The organism is Dysgonomonas reticulitermitis, assembly GCF_054601275.1.
Window position 1 is genome coordinate 63531 of the sequence record NZ_BAAHWU010000008.1, and the last position, 21774, is coordinate 85304.

The 21774-nt window shown below is 39.6% G+C and carries 14 protein-coding genes; 5 read left to right on the forward strand and 9 right to left on the reverse strand.

All coding sequences use genetic code 11. The features are described 5' to 3' along the window. Window positions 1–15: 15 nt before the first annotated feature. From ACYPZI_RS05820 to ACYPZI_RS05835, 4 genes are read left to right on the forward strand one after another with little or no spacing between them, the layout of a single operon-like run. Window positions 16–1401 (forward strand): DUF3329 domain-containing protein, encoded by a 1386-nt coding sequence (locus ACYPZI_RS05820; protein WP_459599552.1) that lies wholly within the window; start codon window positions 16–18, stop codon window positions 1399–1401. Window positions 1402–1411: 10 nt separating this feature from the next. Continuing rightward, window positions 1412–5110 (forward strand): methionine synthase, encoded by a 3699-nt coding sequence (gene metH / locus ACYPZI_RS05825; protein WP_459599554.1) that lies wholly within the window; start codon window positions 1412–1414, stop codon window positions 5108–5110. Next, a complete protein-coding gene (locus ACYPZI_RS05830) occupies window positions 5107–6489 on the forward strand; it encodes a DUF3329 domain-containing protein (RefSeq protein WP_459599556.1) in 1383 nt (460 codons plus the stop codon). Before metH ends, ACYPZI_RS05830 begins: the two co-directional genes overlap by 4 nt. Beyond that, window positions 6489–7346, forward strand: coding sequence for a metal ABC transporter permease (locus ACYPZI_RS05835; RefSeq protein WP_459599558.1), 858 nt, complete (start codon window positions 6489–6491; stop codon window positions 7344–7346). Before ACYPZI_RS05830 ends, ACYPZI_RS05835 begins: the two co-directional genes overlap by 1 nt. 543 nt (window positions 7347–7889) lie before the next feature. Here the strand turns inward: ACYPZI_RS05835 and ACYPZI_RS05840 are convergent. From ACYPZI_RS05840 to ACYPZI_RS05850, 3 genes are all read right to left on the reverse strand, one after another. Beyond that, entirely contained in the window at window positions 7890–8399 is a 510-nt protein-coding gene (locus ACYPZI_RS05840; protein ID WP_459599560.1) for a threonine/serine exporter family protein, read from the reverse strand. 3 nt (window positions 8400–8402) lie between these two features. After that, complete coding sequence (locus ACYPZI_RS05845; RefSeq protein ID WP_459599562.1) at window positions 8403–9203, reverse strand: threonine/serine exporter family protein; 801 nt, start codon at window positions 9201–9203, stop codon at window positions 8403–8405. A 160-nt stretch (window positions 9204–9363) separates the two neighbouring features. Beyond that, entirely contained in the window at window positions 9364–10722 is a 1359-nt protein-coding gene (locus tag ACYPZI_RS05850) for an alpha-amylase family glycosyl hydrolase (RefSeq protein WP_459599564.1), read from the reverse strand. 210 nt (window positions 10723–10932) lie between these two features. Here ACYPZI_RS05850 and ACYPZI_RS05855 point away from each other — a divergent pair, with 210 nt between their 5' ends. Next, window positions 10933–11949: a hypothetical protein gene (locus ACYPZI_RS05855; RefSeq protein WP_459599565.1), complete on the forward strand. Its 1017-nt coding sequence runs from the start codon at window positions 10933–10935 to the stop codon at window positions 11947–11949. A gap of 80 nt (window positions 11950–12029) precedes the next feature. Here the strand turns inward: ACYPZI_RS05855 and ACYPZI_RS05860 are convergent, their stop codons facing one another. The 6 genes from ACYPZI_RS05860 to ACYPZI_RS05885 form a co-directional block, all read right to left on the reverse strand. After that, entirely contained in the window at window positions 12030–13367 is a 1338-nt protein-coding gene (locus ACYPZI_RS05860; RefSeq protein ID WP_459599567.1) for an MFS transporter, read from the reverse strand. Between the two features lie 21 nt (window positions 13368–13388). Further along, complete coding sequence (locus ACYPZI_RS05865) at window positions 13389–14423, reverse strand: LacI family DNA-binding transcriptional regulator (RefSeq protein ID WP_459599569.1); 1035 nt, start codon at window positions 14421–14423, stop codon at window positions 13389–13391. Window positions 14424–14458: 35 nt separating this feature from the next. Beyond that, complete coding sequence (locus ACYPZI_RS05870; protein ID WP_459599571.1) at window positions 14459–16300, reverse strand: glycoside hydrolase family 13 protein; 1842 nt, start codon at window positions 16298–16300, stop codon at window positions 14459–14461. A gap of 18 nt (window positions 16301–16318) precedes the next feature. Further along, window positions 16319–18982 (reverse strand): 4-alpha-glucanotransferase, encoded by a 2664-nt coding sequence (locus ACYPZI_RS05875; protein WP_459599573.1) that lies wholly within the window; start codon window positions 18980–18982, stop codon window positions 16319–16321. A gap of 313 nt (window positions 18983–19295) precedes the next feature. Next, window positions 19296–20831: a 4Fe-4S dicluster domain-containing protein gene (locus ACYPZI_RS05880; RefSeq protein WP_459599575.1), complete on the reverse strand. Its 1536-nt coding sequence runs from the start codon at window positions 20829–20831 to the stop codon at window positions 19296–19298. Beyond that, window positions 20831–21769 (reverse strand): DUF362 domain-containing protein, encoded by a 939-nt coding sequence (locus ACYPZI_RS05885; protein ID WP_459599577.1) that lies wholly within the window; start codon window positions 21767–21769, stop codon window positions 20831–20833. The genes ACYPZI_RS05880 and ACYPZI_RS05885 overlap by 1 nt, the downstream gene beginning before the upstream one ends. Window positions 21770–21774 lie beyond the last annotated feature (5 nt).

Sequence of the window (21774 nt, forward strand, 5' to 3'; positions counted from 1 at the left end):
TTAATAATTATACCGATGATTAATATAACTCCTGATAAAAAGAATGGCATAAAGAATATTCTTTTTGTTTTTTCGGTAATCTTGATAAGTACCCTTTTCTATATCTTAAATAAACATTACTTGATGTATATTGACGATTGGGGGTACTCTTTTACTCATACAGGTAAAAAGGTCGGAAGTTTTTTTGATATTATCGAGTCTGAATATTATCAATATATTATCTGGGGGGGGCGGAGTGTTGTTCATGTCATAGCCAGAATATTATTATGGTTTGGTGATATATGGAGTAATATATTGAATACGGCTGCCTATGCCGGATTAGTGCTGCTTATCTATTTTATTGCTGACAGGCAGAAGGGCGTGAATATTCTGTTGTTTTTCCTGATAAATATACTAATCTGGTTTTCCTTGCCTTCTTTCTCTCAGAACATTCTATGGATAACAGGTAGCGCCAATTATCTTTGGGGGTGTCTTATTATTTATGGCTTTATATTTTTCTATGTCTCCTATTTTTTCAAGAAGACGGAAAAAGATAATGTCTTTAAAAGTTTGGGATTCTTGTTGTTCGGAGCTATTGCCGGATGGACAAATGAAAACATGGGCATAGCGCTTATATTCTTTCTTTTATCTCTTTTGTCGTATCTGAAATATAATAAAGAAAGAATTCCCAAATGGATGATATGGGGATTACTGGGTGTTATAACCGGATACATTGTGATGATGCTTTCTCCGGGTAATGCGTATCGAAGCCAAAGTGAATTTATGGTGATCCATAAAATAAAAGAGGTACCTTTGTCATTCTATTTTTATCGTTTTGTTACCATTGCAAAATACTCATATATATACCTGCGATATCCGGTTTTAATCTATATTTGCAGCATAGCTCTATTTCTGTGGAAAGGAGAAAAAAATAGAGAAAAGAAGAAACGTATTCTATTCTTATCTCTACTTTTTCTCTGTACATCGGTTGTTGCAACTGTTGTCATGAGCGGTTCTCCTTCTTTCCCCGATAGAGCGTGGTTTGGTATAATTATTCTGCTGATAACCTCAATTGTTACGCTATATGCTAATATAGATTGGTCAGGCTTGAAACTGCGGGTTGGTAATTATATGGTTATGTTGACTCTTATCGTTATATATTTTATTTCTTTTTCAGAAAGTTATTCTGAACTTTTAAGGTTTGAAAAAGTCTGCCAACATAGAGATAAACTAGCCGATGAAGCAATACAAAAAGGACTCAAAAATATTGTTATAGAAGATACTATATTTGTACAGAAAAAATCCCCTTTAGTGGTTCTGGACTTAAATGATTGGTTGATACTGGACAGTAGCTTTGGTGAAAGATATGGACATTACAAAGGAGTGGAGTCGATAAATATACAAATGGCCGGCCCTTTCTAAACATTAATACATGGATATGCGAAAGATACAAGATATACTTAAAGAGAGAATCCTGATACTCGATGGGGCAATGGGCAGTCTTATACAACAATATAAACTGACCGAAGACGATTTCCGGGGCGAACGTTTCCGTGATGTTGTTGTATTGCAAAAAGGGAATAACGAGTTGCTGAATTATACGCGCCCCGATGTAATCGCGGATATTCATCGCAGATACCTCGATGCAGGTGCTGATATTACAAAAACCAATACATTCAATGGTACTTCCATATCGCTCGCAGACTACGATATGTCGTATCTGGCTAAAGAAATAAATAAAGAGGGAGCCCGAATAGCGAAGGAAATAGCCTCAGAATATACAAAGCGAAATCCCGACAAGCCCCGTTTTGTAGCCGGATCGATAGGGCCGACTAATAAAACGGCATCGATGAGCCCGAAGGTGGAAAACCCTATCTTTCGTGCTGTGACTTTCGATGATCTTCGTTTTGCCTATAAGGAGCAAATAGAAGGACTGGTAGACGGAGGTGTGGACTTGCTGCTGATAGAGACTATATTCGATACCCTCAATGCCAAAGCGGCTCTGTTTGCAGCCGAAGAAGTGCGCAAAGAAAGAAAGGTCGATTTACCAATAATGATATCGGTGACATTATCGGACAAGGGTGGACGTACATTGTCGGGGCAGACGATCGGGGGATTCTTGGCATCTGTCAGTCATATCGATTTTCTTTCCATTGGTCTTAACTGCTCCTTTGGAGCATCGGATATGAAGCCTTTCCTGAGAGAAATGGCAAAGATGGCTCCGGGCTTTATTTCGGCACATCCGAACGCCGGACTACCCAACCAATTTGGAGAGTATGACGAAACGCCTGAAATAATGGCGGGGCAGATTAAAGACTATGTGAATGAAGGTTTGGTAAATATTCTTGGAGGTTGCTGTGGTACTACTCCCGATCACATAGCTAAATACGTGGATCTTGTAAAAGGAGCAACGCCTCACAAACCGGCGGATAAACCTAAATATATGTGGTTGTCGGGATTAGAGCTGCTGGAAGCAAAACCTGAGATCAACTTTATAAATGTTGGGGAACGGCTCAATGTTTCAGGTTCCCGTAAGTTTCTCCGCCTGATCAAAGAGGGAAAGTATGAAGAAGCTCTTACCATTGCACATAAACAAGTAGAAGACGGAGCACAGATACTCGATGTGAATATGGATGAAGGCTTACTCGATGGAGTAAAGGAAATGACCACTTTCCTCAACCTGATGGCTTCCGATCCCGATGTGTCGCGTATTCCTGTGATGATCGACTCGTCGAAATGGGAAGTGCTCGAAGCCGGATTGAAATGTGTGCAGGGAAAACCTGTTTTAAATTCCATCTCCCTGAAAAACGGAGAAGAAGAATTTCTGCATCAGGCACGGCTTGTCCGGCAATATGGGGCAGCGGTTATTGTCATGGCTTTTGATGAAACGGGGCAGGCCGATACTTTTCCTCGCAGAAAAGAAATTTGTCAACGGGCATACAATCTGTTGGTAAATGACGGATTTAACCCAATGGATATAATCTTCGACCCTAATATTCTGGCAATAGCCACAGGCATAGAAGAGCATCGCAATTATGCTGTCGATTATCTTGATACGATAACATGGATAAAAGAAAACCTCCCTCATGCGAAAATCAGTGGCGGGGTTAGTAATCTTTCTTTCTCGTTCCGGGGAAATGATTATGTCCGCGAAGCTATGCATGCCGTATTCTTATACTATGCTATTCAGCGTGGTATGGATATGGGAATTGTTAATCCCGGACAATCGGTTGTGTATGACGATATTCCTCTCGAGCTAAGGAATCTAGTTGAAGATGTAATCTTTAACCGCAGGGCGGAAGCTACTGATGAACTAATCGAGTATGCCGAGAAGGTCAAGAATGAGAAGCTAGGCCATACAGAACAAAAAGTAGAAGAGTGGCGGTCGTTTCCTCTCGATGAGCGTATTCAATATGCCTTGATGAAAGGTATCAGCGACTATCTGGAAGAGGATTTGGAAGAGGCTTTGAAGGTATATCCTAAAGCCGTGGATATTATAGATAAACCTTTGATGGAGGGAATGAACAAAGTAGGAGACCTGTTTGGCGCCGGTAAAATGTTCTTACCTCAGGTTGTGAAAACTGCCCGTACAATGAAGCGTGCCGTGGCTATTCTTCAACCTACACTAGAGGCTCAGAAAGCATCTGCCGCGGGAAGCAACAAAGCGGGAAAACTTCTGATAGCTACTGTTAAAGGCGATGTACACGATATTGGTAAAAATATTGTAGCCATTATTCTGGCATGTAATAATTACGAAGTGATCGATTTAGGAGTGATGACTCCTCCGGAAGTTATTATCCAAAAAGTAAAAGAAGAACAACCCGATATACTTTGTCTAAGCGGATTGATCACTCCATCGCTGGAAGAGATGAGTATCGTTGCCTATGAGATGGAAAAAGCAGGTTTCTCTATTCCATTGATGATCGGCGGCGCTACGACATCCAAGCTGCATACTGCGATAAAGATAGACCCGAAATATAACAATGGATCGGTAGTGTATGTAAAAGATGCTTCTCAGGCTCCTTCAGCAGTGAGTAAGTTGATTAATCCGAAAACGAAAGAAGATTATATAAACGAAGTAAAGCAGGAATATAATTCTTTACGCGAAACGGCAGGAGATAAAAAAGCAGATCTGTTGCCTTTGTCTGAGGTGTTGGATAAAGGAATGAAAATAGATTGGGCAAATTATAAGTCTCCTGAGCCGAAAGTCGCGAATCGGCAGATATTAAAAGCTATTCCGGTAGGGCAAATTGTTCCTTACATAGATTGGAAATTCTTTTTCCATTCATGGAACTTGTCCGCGCGCTATGCCTCAATACAAAATATCGACGACTGTCCGTCATGCCGGGCTACGTGGCTTAGTTCTTTCCCGGAAGAGGAACGGGAAAAAGCATCCGAAGGTATGCGTCTCTATAAAGATGCTAAGCTGTTGATTAACCAGTTGATACAGAATAAGGCTGAGTACATTAATGCCGTATTCGGTATTTTTGAAGCTTATAGTGAAGATGAATGTTTGTACATAAACGGTATCCGCTTCCCGATGCTTCGTCAGCAAAAGAAAAATGGCAAGGGAGAATATCTGTCTCTATGTGATTTTGTTGCTCCAAAATCATCAGGAAAAAAAGACTATGTCGGAGGTTTTACCGTAACGGCCGGAATAGGCGCTAATGAACTGATGAGTGAATATGAAAGACGAGGCGACGAATATAAGGTATTGTTGCTGAAGTCAGTACTTGATCGATTAGCAGAAGCCACAACCGAATGGCTTCATGCTAAAATCAGGAAAAACTATTGGGGTTTTGCTGCCGGTGAAGATATCACAGTGAATGAAATGTTCGCGTTGAAATATCAGGGTATCCGCCCGGCTGTGGGTTATCCGTCTATCCCTGATCAGTCTATAAATTTCTTGTTAAACCATGATTTGTTGCAATCGGCTGAAATAGGTGTTGAACTCACGGAAAACGGAGTGATGATACCGAACGCGTCGGTGAGTGGCATTCTGATTTCGCATCCGGCGTCAAAATATTTCAACATAGGGAATATTCTCGAAGATCAGTTAATGTCGTATGTTGAAAGGCGAGGTGAGGACGCTGCGTTGATCCGTAAATTTTTAGGAGCTAATTTGGTATGATTCGGACTAAAACATCAGGTAAGAAAACGCAAATACTTTTTGTTACAAGTGTTTGTAGCGTTTTTATTCTGGTTTTTATTCTGAATAAGCTTTATCCATTATTTGCCGACGATTGGTTTTACAGTTTTGTATATAACGACAAGTATATCAGGGTAGGTTCGTTATTTGATATCTTCGATTCGCAGTATAATCATTATTTCGTGTGGGGAGGCCGGAGTATTGTCCATGCGATAGATCAACTTTTGCTGATGATGGATTTCCCGGTTATTTGCGTTCTTAATTCGTTCGCTTTTGTTGTTTTCATTTATGTATTATATAAAATAACGAACAGGGATAATAAAGTAAATCCTTTTGTCTTTATTCTTTTTAGCTTGCTGATTTGGTTTTCACAACCTGCTTTTTTCGAGACAGTTATCTGGAAAACCGGGAGCGTAAACTATCTGTGGGGAGGAGCGATTGTTTTTTTGTTTATGTATCCTTATTATAAATATTATCGCTCAGGTAAATCATCAGGTAATCTGTTCAAGGTCGTTTTATTCTTTCTTTGCGGTGTTGTCGCCGGATGGACAAACGAAAATATGGCAATAGCCCTGATCTTTTTTATAGTGCTGCTATTGTTTAAATCGCATTCACAGAAGATGGCAATACCTAAGTGGGCTATTGCCGGTCTGGCAGGTACATTGACCGGGGCGGCGTTTTTACTTTTGGCTCCCGGGAATTATGCTCGTCTCGAAGAAGTTAAAACTACTTACGGATGGCACGATATTACTTTTTTGAAAGCTTTGTGGATAGGAATAAAGAACATTCTCAGATACTTCTTCCATTATATTATGCCACTGTTGGGTATATATGTGTTGCTGTTATGCGTTTATAACAGGTATCCGAGGAACGCTGAATCCATAAAGATAAATGTGCGAAGTTCGATTCTTTTTATTACTACCGGATTTATAGCTTTGGGAGCTATGATTGGATCATTAATATTTCCGGAACGCTCACTTTTTGGTATTATCGTTTTGTTTCTTATACCAATTGGAATTATATATGCCAATATTGACTTCTCTCAGGCATATTTCAGATATCTGAATACAGGTGTAATGGTTATATTTCTCTTGCTGTTTCTGAATGGCTATTATAAAGCGACCCGCGATTTATACGGGGTAAATGCTGTATTCGCGGAACGGGAGTTATATATCGAGGAGCAGAAGAACAAAGGTATAGACTCTGTTGTTTTTACAAAGGCAATGCCTGTAATTAATGAGAAAAAATATTTTATCCGGGATCTTACTAATGATCCGAATGGATTGACGAATAAGGCATATGCCCGTTTTCATGGGCTTAAGTCGGTAAATTTGGTTGTAAATAAAAAAGAAGAGAATTAATGGAATTTTTCGATCTCTTGTCATATACTTTTTTCCAGAATGCATTGCTCGGTAGCTTGTTTGCTTGTATAGCATGTGGAATTATCGGGTCTTATGTAGTAGTTCGCAGATTGGTTTTTATCAGCGGTGGAATTACTCATGCTTCGTTAGGAGGTATTGGCATGGGATTCTATTTTGGTTGGAATCCAATCCTGTCTGCGATGATTTTTTCTATCCTGTCAGCCTTTGGTATCGAATGGCTGTCCTCAAGGCAAGGTGTGCGTGAGGATTCGGCAATCGGTTCTTTCTGGTCGTTGGGAATGGCTGTGGGTATAATATTTATATATCTTAAGCCGGGCTTTGCCCCTAATTTATCCGACTATCTTTTTGGCAATATCCTGACTATAACGATTCTCGATATTGTATATCTGGCTATTTTATCTTTGGTCTTGGTTTTTGTTTTTACATTATTCGGACGGCAAATACTTTTTGCGGCTTTTGATCCTGATTTTGCAAAGACCCGCAATCTTCCCGTCAACCTGATTAAATATACAATGATGATGGGAATTGCCATCACGATTGTTCTGTCCATTCGTCTTGTGGGTATTGTTTTATTAATGTCGATACTTACAGTCCCTCAAATGACAGCAAACCTGTTTACATCCAATTTCGTGAAGATGATTCTTCTGTCTATCGTGATTGGCTTCTTCGGCTGTATTGTAGGATTATTTCTATCTGCTATTTTAGATGTCCCGTCAGGGGTATTTATCATTTTCACACAGATAGTGGCCTTTTTAGTTTCGAAGTGGATCGTACGGTTAGCACAGAAGAAGCGACAGAATCCGAGTTATGAGTTACAAATGGGAAACGAGAAGTGAAACATTGTCCGGCGTTAATTTTATCTATAATAGATAATTTGAAAATTAGCGAATTTGAAAATTTGAAAATGGCGCGAAGCGACAATAACAGTCAACAGTTATCAGTCAACAGTCAACAATGGCGCGAAGCGGTAAAGGCTATAAGCTAACGGCTAACAGCTAACAGCTAATTGAGTGTAGAGTTTTGTTACATTTTAGTTAAAAAGTTACGAGTAGACGAGATACGAGGTACAAGTTGTTGACTGCTAACTGTTGCACGTCATTGCGAGGGTTTACCCGAAGCAATCCATTAATAATCAATACTCTGGATTGCTTCACTCCGTTCGCAATGACGAAAAGGTCGACTGTTTACTGACTACTAACTACTGTTTACTGTAGAGGTTTGTTACTTTTTAGTTAAAAAGTTACGAGTAGACGAGATACGAGGTACAAGTTGTTGACTGTAGAGTTTGTTACATTTTAGTTAAAAAAAGCAGGAGTTAAAAAGTTCTAAGTTCTAAGCACTCACTACTTACTACTGTTTTCTGATGACTGTTCACTGTCTTAGCCTTTTCCTATTACATCTTTTAGTGAGATGTTCTTTACGCTTGATTTTCTGAATAATAGCGCGCCAATGCAGATTCCAATGGCCAATGTAAAAAGCAATGACATGGTAAGCATCAGGTTATGTGACATTTCTATCAGTATACGGGGATTTTCTTCTACTGTCGGCAGATCTGTTATCTTTATTCCGGCAAGCATAGTTTTGTAGGCAAACATACCCGGTATCATAGTAATGCACGCGGGCATTGTGAATACAACAGGCGGACTGTCTACTTTATGTGCGGCATATATTCCTACTAACCCGATTAATACCGATCCGGCAAGAGTAGCAGTTATCAGCCCGAAGTCGAGTTGGATCAAAATAAAACGGACGCAGTGCCCCATTCCACCAAGCAATCCGGCAACCCAGAGGAGGCGTTTCGACGAACCAAACAAGATAGCCCAGCAGAAACCTACTGCGAAAGCAATCCCGAAATCACGCGCTATATTTAATAAAGTAAGTTCTTCCATGTTTTAAAAATTGCTGATACCCATCAGGGTGATGCATAAAGTCATTCCTGCGGCAATACATAAGAGGATAAATCCTCCGAATAAAGCCCTGTTGATAGCAGAGGCTAAATAGCCTTCGATAAGATCGATTACACAGTTGATAAGAGGCACGCCCGGAATAAGATACAGGACTGCTGTCGCCATAGCTGCCTCAGGATGAGCCCCAATTCCATATAGTTTTCCAAGTCCTGTAATAAGAGTCGTTATGAACGCTGCTATGGAGATGCAGATCATGGGGTTGTATTTTCGATTTGAGAAAAGGACTTTTACGATGTATCCTATAAATGCAGCAGAAAGAGTAATCAATGCATTGATCCAGTCTCCTAAAGAAAATAAACATAATCCGGCACAGGATAATCCAACAGCGATGGCGATTATAATATCATTATAATGAGGTTTGGCCTTTATCTTAGCAAACTCCCGTTCTACCTCTGTAATGGAAAGTTTTTCTTCCTGTACTTTCCACGACAAGTGCGAAACATCTGTCAATACGGCCAAATGTACATTATGGGCAGGCGAACTTTTATAGCACGTAATTATATTAGATGGGTCATTTAAGTCCTTTACTGTAACTAAAAGCCCCTTGAACGTAGGATTCATATTCATTTCGAATTCCCATGCTGTAGCTAACCGTCCAAGATTGCTATTGAGCCGCCCACAGTGCGCTCCGGATGCTAAAAGATATGTACCCATATCTAAAATAAGATCGGCAAAACGTTGTGCAGGAATTTTAGCTCTTTCGGATGTGTCTCTATATGCAGGCATCTTTTGTAATCTATTTTGATGCAAAGATATTAAAAAGTAAAGTGTATTGGGAATTGTGCACCAAAGATTATTATAGAATGGAATCAACTGAAGCTTTTTAAACAGAAAACAAAAGGCCTCCTGTTGTTGGAGACCTTTCTTGTTTTATGTCCGATTCTTATTATTTTACTAAAACTTTATATTCCCATGCTTTCAGCGATGTAGGGATATTCTCAACTTTTGCTCCTGTGAAATAATCAATATAACCGCCTTTATTCAAAGCATCGTTGCTCGCATAAGTGATATTTTTATCAGATAGGTTAAGCAATACCATTATTTCTCGCCCTCCTTGTGTTCTTGAGAAGATTAGCAATTCTTTGTTTGCTGATGTCTGATATCTTCTAAATTCACCTCCCTGTCCCGCAATAAGAGCCATATTTGTATGTTTTAACTCATTCAGCTTCTTATAGAATTTTGTAGTCGCATTCTCTGTCCATGAAGGTACCATGTCTTTTTCGAAGAAAGACAAACGTTTCTTCATACCAACTTCCTGTCCTGTGTAGATCATAGGCATGCCATTCAGCGTATAAGTGAGTACGGCAAACGCTTCAATGTCTTTTCCATATCGTTCAAATTCAGTTCCATTCCAGGAATTTTCGTCATGGTTGGTTAGGAAATTCATTTTATATCCGTCAGGGCATTTTATCGTATCCAGCTTTTGAATGTATGTAGCAATATCGTCGGCTGTCTTTTCTTTTTTGTAAATATCTGCCATCATATGCATAAGTTCCCATGAATAATTAGCATCGAAAGCATGTTCCAGTAAATCATAATTTTCTGATTCAGCCAGCATGAAAACCGGTTTTACGCTGTCAAGGCTTTTTCGGACATCATTCCAAAAGTCGGTTGGTACTTCATGAGCCATGTCGCAACGATAACCATCTATATTAAAGTTCTTTATCCAATACTTCAATGCGTCGGTCATAGCAGCCCGCATATCTTTATTGTCGTAATTCAGTTCGTATGTGTCAGTCCAGTCATAAGGGCTTTTAGGATTTCCGGCTTCATCTTGTACATACCAGTCAGGATGTTGCGCAAGCCACACATTATCACCTCCCGTATGGTTAGCCACCCAGTCTAAAATGACTTTGAAACCCATATCGTGAGCTTTATCTACTAATTGTTTAAAGTCTTCTTTTGTGCCAAATTCAGGATTGATTTCCGTATAATCTTTCACAGCATAGTAACTGCCAAGCGTACCTTTACGATTTTTCTCAGAAATGGGATGCACAGGCATAAACCAAAGCACATCCACACCCAGTTCTTTCAGCCGTGGCAGATGTTGCCCGAAGGCTGCAAAAGTACCCTCTTTGGTGTATTGCCTTACATTTACTTCGTATATAACAGCATTGCGAGTCCAATCGGGATGTTTGACCGTACATTTTTCTTGCGGTGCATTTTCTTCCTGTACTTTCGGTTTACAAGAGTAATTTGCTAAAGCTATAGTAATAGCTGTAAATAATAATAGTTTATTTCTCATAGATTATAATTTTATATATAAGTTCAAAAAGAAAAGTTGGTATAAAGATAGTGACAATGACCTAATATAGACTAGTTTTTGGGTAATTTATCCATAGAATCCCCAAAAGATATATGTTGGGTAATTGATAAGAAAATAAATTATAGTGTTGTTCAATATAGGAGAAATATATTAAATTTATAGGGTGTTTGAATTAAAAAATAATAAAATATGGAAAAATATTATCTGTTCATTTTAGCAGGAGTATTATCTCTGACTGCTATAAACACCTCCGCCCAGAAAAAATCTACGGCTACAACTAAGCCGGGAGCGGCGGCAATGACTAAGGCTACTGCCGGGAAGATTATCGAAATGACCAATGCTGTAGTTGATATATACAACGACCAGTTGAGTGAAGTAAGGGATGTCCGGGATTGCCTGGAACGCTTTGAAAATACGATGGCTTCCGTAGCCGCAAATCCTAAAGGTTCGGCGCATGGCGCTTCATGCGCAAATATAAGGGTATTACGCGCCGATCTGGCTGATAAGATGAAAGCTAAAGCGAACCTTGCTCCGGTATTTCCTGAAAAGGCAGCTATAATAGAAGGCATCGATAATATAAACAAGGAGTTTGAAACAGCAAAAGCGTGTTGCCAGAATGTACAGGCTTATTTTACAGAGAAGAAATATCTTGAGGATGATAGTCAATATTCCGGTTATGTGGCGTTACGTGATGCGTATCTAGCTTCCTATAAAAAGATAAACAACCTGTTCAATAAAACCATGAATTTGGCATCAAGCGCCGGAGACAGGGCCGAGTTAGTAATACTTAAGACACATCCTTTGGCTCCGGTAGTGATACCAATGAAAAACAACCTGAGCGCGGTGTCCCAACTGATGTCAAAGTGCCGCGAGGACGAACCTGACGCAGAGGCGATAAAGGCTGATATAGCGGCGATACGCAAATCGCTGGAGAAGGATAAAGTGATGACTCCGGCAATTAAGGCTTCTTTAGCAAAGGGGCAGAATGGCGAAAGTCATTTTGAACGTTTCTATGAGTATGTAGGCGAAGCTATGGATAAAGCGGATAAATTTGTGGAATACCTTGATCCTGGCAAGGAAATAAAGGATGTCGACCATATATTGAAAGAAACGGTGGAAGATGCCCGCAAGCGTCATCAGAATCGCCATTATGGCGAGATCCGCGATTACTACGGTTATATGGTGGACGTATATAACGGATTATAATCTTAATAGTTAATATATAACGGCAGGAGGCTTACTAATAATTTTAGCAAGCCTCCTGTATTTTATAGTTTGGAATGTTCTTATTTTACCGATTCGGGTTTGAGCTCTTTCTCTCCTAACGTTTCTTTTACAAAAATGACCGAAATAGCTCCTAAAATCAATAAAACTCCTGCTATAACAAGCATCATAATGGACGTGCCTGCAACATATTTTAATATTACACCACCTAGAGCAGCCGCAAAGATCTGAGGCAGACATATGGTTCCGTTAAATAATCCCAGGTATGCCCCCATATTTTTGCCGGATAAGGCATTTGTCAGAATGGTGAACGGAAGAGCCAGCATAGCAGCCCATGCACATCCTATCAGCAGATAAGATCCGAACAGCACATACTGGTTTGTGACAAATATTGTAGATATAAATCCTGTTGCTCCCAGTAGAAGGCTGACTACATATGCAGTCTTGTGGGATTTAAATAATGGAATAACCATCGACCATAATACAGAGCCTATTGCCTGTACGGCAAATATCACTCCTACCCAGTTCCCCGCTTCCTGATATGCTGCCGATTTAGCATCGGTAGTATTCCATACAGTTTCGGCTATACCGCCGTTGGTATATGTCCACATATACATAAATGCAGCCCAACAGAAAAATTGAACTAAACCTACTGTCCAAAATACTTTAGGGGCATTTTTTAGTAGAGTAATAAAATCAGATTTTTCTTTTTTTTCAGGTTGTTCCTGTATACCGTGAAATTCAGCATACTCGCGCGGAGGCATCTCCTTTACTTTGACAACTGTATATATAACACATAAAATGAGTATCGCTGCTCCTACATAAAACGAATAAATAACAGAATCGGGGACAACGCCTGCTGCTGCTATATTTGATATTCCTATCCATGTGAATATGAAAGGGAAGAGGTATCCTACCAAACTTCCGGCATTACATAGAAAACTTTGAACCGAATAGGCAAATCCTTTTTGTTTTTCATTTACCATGTCTCCAACCAGCATTTTGAAAGGTTGCATAGCCATATTAATGGATGTGTCGAGAAACATAAGGGAAATAAGTCCGAATAACATTGCTCCACCAACAGCGAAATTAAAGCTACCGGCATTAGGTAACAAACACATGACAATGATAGATGCCAAAGCCCCGATAAATAAGTATGGGATACGACGCCCAAAACGAGTCCATGTACGATCACTCAATGTCCCGACAATAGGCTGCACAATAATTCCCATTAGTGGAGGCAGTATCCAGAAATAACTTAAATTATGAGGATCGGCTCCGAGGGTAGCAAAAATGCGACTAATATTCGCACTCTGTAGCGAATATGCTATTTGCACACCCAAAAATCCGAAACTGAGGTTCCAGATTTGCCAAAAAGAGAGTGTCGGTTTTTGTTTCATGGTTATGGTATTTGTTTACTCTTATTGCATTTTGTCGCCAGGCAGCTTCCTTGTTGTTTGCCTTGCTATCAGCGATGTTTTTATTATTTTATTTTTCCTCGAAGTGTTTTCAGGATTCTCTATTTTCTCTAAAATTAATTTCATAGCTTCCATCCCCATTTCCTGAGGGTGTTGATCCATAGTTGTCAGCATAGGGTCGGTATCCTGAGATATATTAGAGTTTGAAAATCCGAAAATCGATATTTCTTCCGGCACTTTCAGCCCCAGCTTTTTCGCCGCAAGCAGTATTCCCGACGCGGTATAGTCATTCATTGCCATAAATGCATCCGGATGGTTAGGTTCCCGCAATATTTCCATAGCTCTTTCATATCCGAGCTTCTTAGTGTCCGCTATCTGTATCAAGTTTTCCTCTACCGGTATATGGTATTTGCGTAAAGCATCCAGGTATCCGTTCTTCCGGTTTTTTGATATTTCAAGATGCAGAGGTGCGGAAAAGAAGGCTATACGCTTACAACCTGTTTTAATCATATACTCCACGGCGGTGAGTGTTCCGGAATAATCGTCGACTACTACTTTGTCACTATCAATACCTGTACAAATTCTATCGAAAAACAGGACAGGAATATCATTGTCCAGTAATTCCTGAAAATGGTCATACTTGGTTGTAGTCTTTGATTGCGAAATCAGTACTCCACATACTCTTGCTTTGATTAGAGTTTGAACATTCCGAAGCTCTTTTTTATAATCTTCCTGTGATTGGCAGACAATTATATGATAATCCCTGTCTTCGGCTATAGTTTCCATTCCCGAAAGTACACCCGAAAAAAAGTGATTGGCCAGCTCAGGAACAATTACCCCGATAATGTTATTATGCTGTGTCCTTAGGTTAAGAGCGAGCGTATTTGGTTTATACTTATGCTGTTTCGCATACTCCTGCACCATTTTTCTAGTCTCCAGACTAATGTCCGGATTATCTTTCAGGGCACGCGATACTGTAGATGGCGAAATATTTAAATCCTTAGCTATGTCTTTGATTGTAAGAGGACCTTTCTTCATGACCATAGAATTTGATTATACTTTTATAAAAGTAATCAAAATTCTAATATCAATACATTTCTCGGACTAATAGTTAAAGTTTCGCTCAAACTTACAGTGTTTCCGCTGATTAGATCTTTTGCCTGACTCTTTGGCAAAATCTCTTTATATCTTTCCATGCTGATAGTTTTCCCGCTATCTGAACCGGATAAGATTACAACTACAGACTTGTCGTTATATTTTCTTTCGTACACATATATTCCATCATATGGGACGAATTGTTTCAAAGTTCCTTTTGCTATTACCTCATTCCCTTTTCTCCAATTCAATAATTTGCGGGTATAGTCAAGTACTTCATTTTGTTTTTCTGTCCTGTTTACGGCTTCGAAAGCATTGACTTTATCTCCGGCCCATCCACCGGGAAAGTCGCGGCGAAGATAACCGTCTCCTTCACTTTTATCTGCTGCCATAATGATTTCTGTACCGTAGTATATTTGAGGAATTCCACGTGTGGTTAGAAGGAATGCTAAAGCCTGTTTGTAACGGTTTAGATTCGATGTGTCTTCTTCTTTTTTGTAGAACCGGGATGTATCGTGGTTATCTAGGAATATTAACAACTCCATTGTGTTGGCATATACAATGTCTTGTGCCAGATATTCATGGATACGGGAGAATCCTTGTCCCCAGTCTGTTGTTTCCTGATCGAAAGCGCTATTCATAATGTCAGTCAGGGGAAAATCCATAACCGAACGCAGATAGGAGTTTCTTGGAAAAGCAAGTTTACTGTCTTTTTGCCAGAAAGCTACTCCGACATTGCTGTTCAACCATGTTTCACCTACTATGTTAAAGTCAGGATATTCTTCTGTTACTTCTTTACACCATTGCGCCATCATATCATAATCGGCATATGGGTGTGTATCTTGTCTGATTCCATCGATTCCGCTATACTCGATCCACCAAATACTGTTTTGGATAAGATATTTTGCTACATGAGGATTTCGTTGATTCAAATCGGGCATTGTTTCTACAAACCAACCGTCTGCTGATAAATTTTTATCGAAATCAGAAGCGTGCGGGTCGAACTGAGACATCGTCTTATAGGATGTCTGTACATATTTGTCCGGAAAATTGAACCAATCTCTGGAAGGCCGGTCTGTAAAGAAATAGTGCTCACTGCCACAGTGGTTGAAAATCATATCCATAACGACTTTCATCCCTTTTGCATGAACCTTGTCTACCAAGTCAACGAATTCTTGATTTGTTCCAAAGCGCCGGTCAACTTTATAGTAGTCAGTGGAAGCATAACCATGATAAGAACCTTCCTTCATGTCATTTTCCAGTACAGGATTGAACCATATTGCCGTTACTCCAAGATCGTGGATATAATCCAAATGATCGCTTACTCCTTTAAAGTCGCCACCATGACGTGCATACTGACCATTTCTGTCTACTTTCGATTCACGCATGTCGGGAATAATATCATTTGAAGGGTCGCCGTTAGCAAACCGGTCGGGCATAATCAGATACAGAACATCACTGGCATTGAATCCTACTCTTTGAGAGGAATCTTGTTTACGTTCTTTTATTTCGTAAGGGATTGCTTTCTTTTGTTTTCCTTGCTGTAGTATTATATCGAATTTTTCCGGTGTAGCATTGGAGAGATCCAGATATAGAAGGATGTAATTAGAACTTTCTAGTTTTACTACTTCTTTTATTTTTGTAGTTTTAGATGTAATGCTTACTTCCGATTTTGCAATATTGTCACCATATAATAGAACTTGGAGCTCAGTGTTTTTCATCCCGGCCCACCAAAAAGCAGGTTCGACATTCTTTACCTCAATCGCAAAGATTGAATAACTGAATAAAATAAAAAATAAGATCAGTACATTTTTTTTCATGGTCTTTATATTTGTTATTTATTTCCTTCCCGATGATTCTATCATGGATAATAATTGATCATTAAATTCTTTGGCACCGATCAACTCTTCTAATGTCAGATGCATTCTATATTGCCAGTAATGTTGCGATATAGCAGGTATATTAATCCGTTCTTCTTCCGGATTCGGACGTTTTAGTTTATCGCTGATCGACAACCAGTCCTGAAGAGGTAAAATAGCTAACATTGCAGGAGAGTTAAGATGGTTCGATACAATTTGCCAGCTAATATCTGCCGTACAATCTTCAGGTGCCGCACCTTGTTTCCATAAAACGGAATTATAATATTTCTGAGTCACTTCTCTCTTTTCTTTCCACCATAACCTGATAGGAGCCATGTCATGCGTTGAGGTAGTACATACACTCAGATATGGCAGGTTCTGAAGATAATTGAATTGGGCATCTTTGTCTTTAGGCATGCGTTCTATCTCCAAACTCAATATCTGTAATTCATGCATTACCGACGGAACACATTCCGGTACCATACCTAAGTCTTCTCCACAAACTAACATGGATGTGGAAGAAATAAGAGTTGGCAATTTTGTCATCGCCTGATCGCGCCAATACTGAGAGTGGCGATGGTAGAAGAAATCGTCATACAGGCGATTAAAAGCTTCTTTTGCACCTTCATCCAGATCTTTGTATGAGTAACTATATTGAGCTGTAATGCGTGGATGATATTTCCACGGTTCACGTTTATCCTTAATGAAGAGAACTTCGTTGCAAAGGCTATACAAACCATCGCGCGTACGAACACTCTTATAATCGTTTTTTCCTTCGAACAGGGCTTTTATCTTGACCTGTGTATTGCACTCCTCATTTAACTCGAAACGTTGCCATGCAATAGGTTTCAGATAGTTATTTATAATTTCTTGGGAATCGTTTCCGAAAATGTGTACTAAAAAATGTTCGTGAATATACGGAGTAGTCATTCTATATTCGTCGAACCACAAGCCTGCCGATCTGATTTCCTCAACTGTTAGCGGTAGAGCAGGGCTAAAATAACCCAATAATCCTTGTACAGAAGAAAGAGGTATTTCCCAAATGCGGAAGAACCCAAGTATGTGATCGATGCGATAGGCATCAAAATAATCAGACATTTTGCGGAAACGCTTTATCCACCACTGGTATCCGTCTTTTGCCATTTCGTCCCAATTGTATGTGGGGAATCCCCAATTCTGTCCGAAATAAGAAAAGTCATCGGGCGGGGCACCTGTTTGAACGTCCAGGTTGAATAAATGGGGTTCAACCCATGCCTCAACACTGTCTCTGCTGATCCCGATCGGTATATCTCCTTTAAGTATTACATCGTGCTGATGAGCATACTCTTTTACCTCAACCAATTGTTTGTGAAGTAGATATTGGGTAAAACATAAAAGATCTATATTTTCTCTGGCCTCTTTATCAGCTTCGACAAAATTTGTCAATTTCTTTCTATTAAATATTGAGTGAGTTTTCCATATAGAAAAGGTGGGAGTTTTATACTTGTCTCTTAAATGAGAGAAACATGCGTATGGGAACAGCCATTCTTCATTGTGGATATAGAAATCCTGATACTCTTTGCTTTTTAAAGTTGTCTTACCCGACTCGTTAAACAAATCTTTAATATATTTCCATTTTAGGGCAAGCACTTTGTCATAGTCGATTTTTGTCAACTTATTTAAAGCTGCCGCCTCTTTTTCATATTGTTTATATAGTTTTTCGTCTTTAAGCGGATAGGCTTTCAATCCTAAATAGACAGGATGAAGGGCATATATGGATATAGCATTATACGGATACGAATCGACCCATGTATGAGTAATAGTTGTATCGTTGATAGGTAGTATCTGGATGATTTTCTGTTGTGTTACTTTAGCCCAATCTACCATTTTTTTGAGATCGGAAAACTCACCTACGCCGAAACTATCATTTGAGCGTAACGAGAAAACAGGTATAGCCACCCCTGCGGCTTTCCAGTTCATCCAGTTATAATTATAGTTAAGAGAGTCGATTTTTATAATATCACCTTTTTCTTTGATTGGTGTCAGAATACGGTTTTGTCCCTCCTCCCAGTGGATTATTTTCTTTTCTATATTATCATATATAGCAAGTTTATACTCTTGCTCTGATTTTATCTGTGTGGCATTTATAGCCAATTGCCATTCACCATGGCTGGTCTGGGTAAAATGTATTGCGTTTGCAGAATCCCACTCTCCTAAGGCTTTAGAGGATCCACAAAGTATTACGACCTGATCTTTTTTTGCATAGGGACAATTTACTTTCAGTAGTATTGTCCTTTTGTAGTATTTTATTTTTGCATTATCATGCTTGAAGAAGCTATCGGAGAATCCTGATGTATAAAGGAATTTCTGCTGGGGAACGCTTTGCCAAATATCGTATATATCGAAGTCTTTATTGGCTTCATTCGATATAATATGAGGATTACCCCATTCCCTGGCAACTATATTGCCATTATTGTCTTTTACAAGATAACGGTATTCTATGTTTGTAGTATCATTCGTTTCTATATCGATACACCACACCTCAGGAGAAATGTATTTCATTTCGACAGCCTTGTTCTCGTCCCAATTACCTAATGCCGGTATGGACCCGTAAACAAAAATATTTTGTCCCCATGTTGTGTGATAATTAATATGCAGTCTCATTCTCATGGTTTTAAGTTAATTAGATAATGGGTGTTTTGCTAAAAGATCAAAACAAAACTACATATTAAAGAAAAATGTACAGACTCCATTATATTGTTTTTTGATTAAAATCGATTGCAAACGATTGCATGACAGCATAAAAAGAGGCTGTCTCAAAAGTATTTTCTTATATCTATTTGTCATGTTGAACGGAGTGAAACATCTCCTTTTCTGAGGAATGAGATCCTTCGTTGCACTCAGGATGACAAAGAGGATAACACTTTGATAGTGTAATTTTACTTTTGAGGCAGCCTCTTCTTGTATTTTTGAGGTTTCAAAATCCGAAACCATCAACTACTATATTTTCTTTTTCTTCTTCTTTGAAGGCTTCTCTTTTATGGTGTTCTTTGTTCCCTTCTACAAAAATAGCTCTGCGCGGCCTTACCGGACAGATGTATTCGCAACCACCACACCCTACGCAAATGTCAGGATTTGTATGGGGTATGGTCAGCCCTTCATGGCCTTCGTAAGGTATCATGGTCACAGCCTGAGTAGGGCAGTGTTCGGCACAAGCGCCACAGTTAGTCTTTTCTGTATGTACAACGCAAATGTCCTGTGTAAAAGTAACCCTGCCTATTTGCAGCATATGCTTTTCATCCTGTGTAAGAGGGAGTAAAGCTCCATTTGGACAAATATCGGCACAAACGGTACAGTTATAATTACAGAAGCCTTTTTCGTAGTTCATCATAGGCTGCATGATGCCTCCTAATCCATATTCCATAAAGGCAGGCTTGATGACGTTTGACGGGCATCTGCTTACACAAAGGTGACAAGATGTACAATGATCGAGAAGATGTTTTGCACTTTGCGAACCCGGAGGACTGATCGGTGTTTGGCGTGTCGGCGCCTTTGTTCCTGACAACTGAGCGGCTTTTTCCTGTGCATATACAGCCGGAACAGTAACAGCTGTTGTGAGAGTAGCCATAAGAAACTGCCTTTTTCCCATGTCAGTCGTTTCCGATCCTTCTTGTTTTTTATTTTTTATTGAAGGACTAAATTTCAGCGCATTTTGCGAGCAGCTATTCAGACAGTTGAAGCAAGCTACACAGCGGCTGTAATCTACCGAATGATTTTTGCTATCGATACACGAAGCTTTACATTTTCCGGCACAAGAACCGCATCTGTTACACTGATTTTCGTCGATCCGTACTTTAAACAAGGAGAACTTGCTAAGAAAACCCAATACAGTTCCTACAGGACAAATAGTGTTGCAGTAAGTCCGTCCATATTTCCATGCCAAGAAGCCAATCGCAAGAAATGTTACTATTCCTGCAATAAAAGCAAAGAGACTCAGAATAACAATTTCTACTTTATAAAAGGTATAATTGCCAAAACTGGTGAAAATAGATTCCAATACATTGTTCCCTGCCGTATAAACAGGCTTGAATACATTTGCGATCATACGTCCGTATGCACTATAAGGGTCAATTAACCCTAAGAGCAGAGGCAGGTTAAGAAAAAAAGTGACTATTGTTACCCCGAGCACAGACCAGCGCAAAATATTTTTAGCTTTACTGTATTTGTACCTTTTCTTCTTTTTCGAAAAAATCTTACGTTTTGAAAACCAACTTACAATATCCTGATATATTCCCATCGGACAAATAGACGAACAATAGACTCGTCCAAACAGCAGAGTGAGAATGATAAGCGCTGCCAATATAATAAAACTACCACTCAGTATCGCCGGTACTAATTGTATATGAGCCAGTACATGAAACTGGTCGGGTAGGATAGCAGAAATATCCAGAAAGTAAAACGTAATAAGTGCAAATAGTATGATTGATATACTTACACGAAGATTCTTCAACATTATATTTTGATTCTCTTTATATTAAGTTTATCAATATCCATTGTTCCCAATTTCAACTTTTGTCCGTTGGCTAAGTGGCCTACATGGGCAAGAGGCATATCTCTTACCTGACCAAAGAATTTGGTGGCAGCAGTGTCTACGGCTACAATATCTTGTGATAAGAATAATCCTTTAGTATCGACAACGTCGGCTGTGGATCTGCCTTGAGGGCCATTTGTTTGAACTATCCGGTATGCGTCAACGACATTAAGCACCGGCTTTTTCGAGTAGGTACATACGTCGGCAATACATTGTTGCAGACCACTGCTATGGAAAATCCGTCTGTCCCAAACAATACCCATATAATTTTTCATTGATATGGTCAGGTTGGCTCCTCCATGATGTTTCAATACCGGAACATTTATCCATGCGTCGCAGTTTATGATGGCTTCGTGTATCTTGGTATTCTTCAGGGTGACACCATTCGGTAATGCTACGCTTTTGTAGTATGATTCTTCGTTTGCCGGTACTACTTTTGCTCCGGCAGCTTTTGCCGCAGCTTCTATCCCGCTGTTTTTATAGCATTTGAGCCAATCGTCGCAAGTATGGTCAAAAACAGTGACTTCCTTCGCTCCGGCAGCAAAGCACTGACGGATAATTTCAGATACGAGTTTAGGGTTGGTATTCCCGGCAAGTTCGGGTGCTTTGTCCCAGCCTATATTTGGCTTAATAACAACTTTAGCTCCCTTCTTAATGAATTTTCCCATCCCTCCCATTTCAGTAATAGCACGTCTGAACATGACGTCGGGTTCACCTCCCATAACGGCAACCATGTCTACCGGTTTGCCTGTTTGAGAACTATTGACAGTTTCCGCCAATATATCCATTCCTCCACTTGCCTTTATTGTTGCGGCTGCACCAGTAATGGCAATAGCTTGTAAAAATTTTCTTCTGTCCATAATAG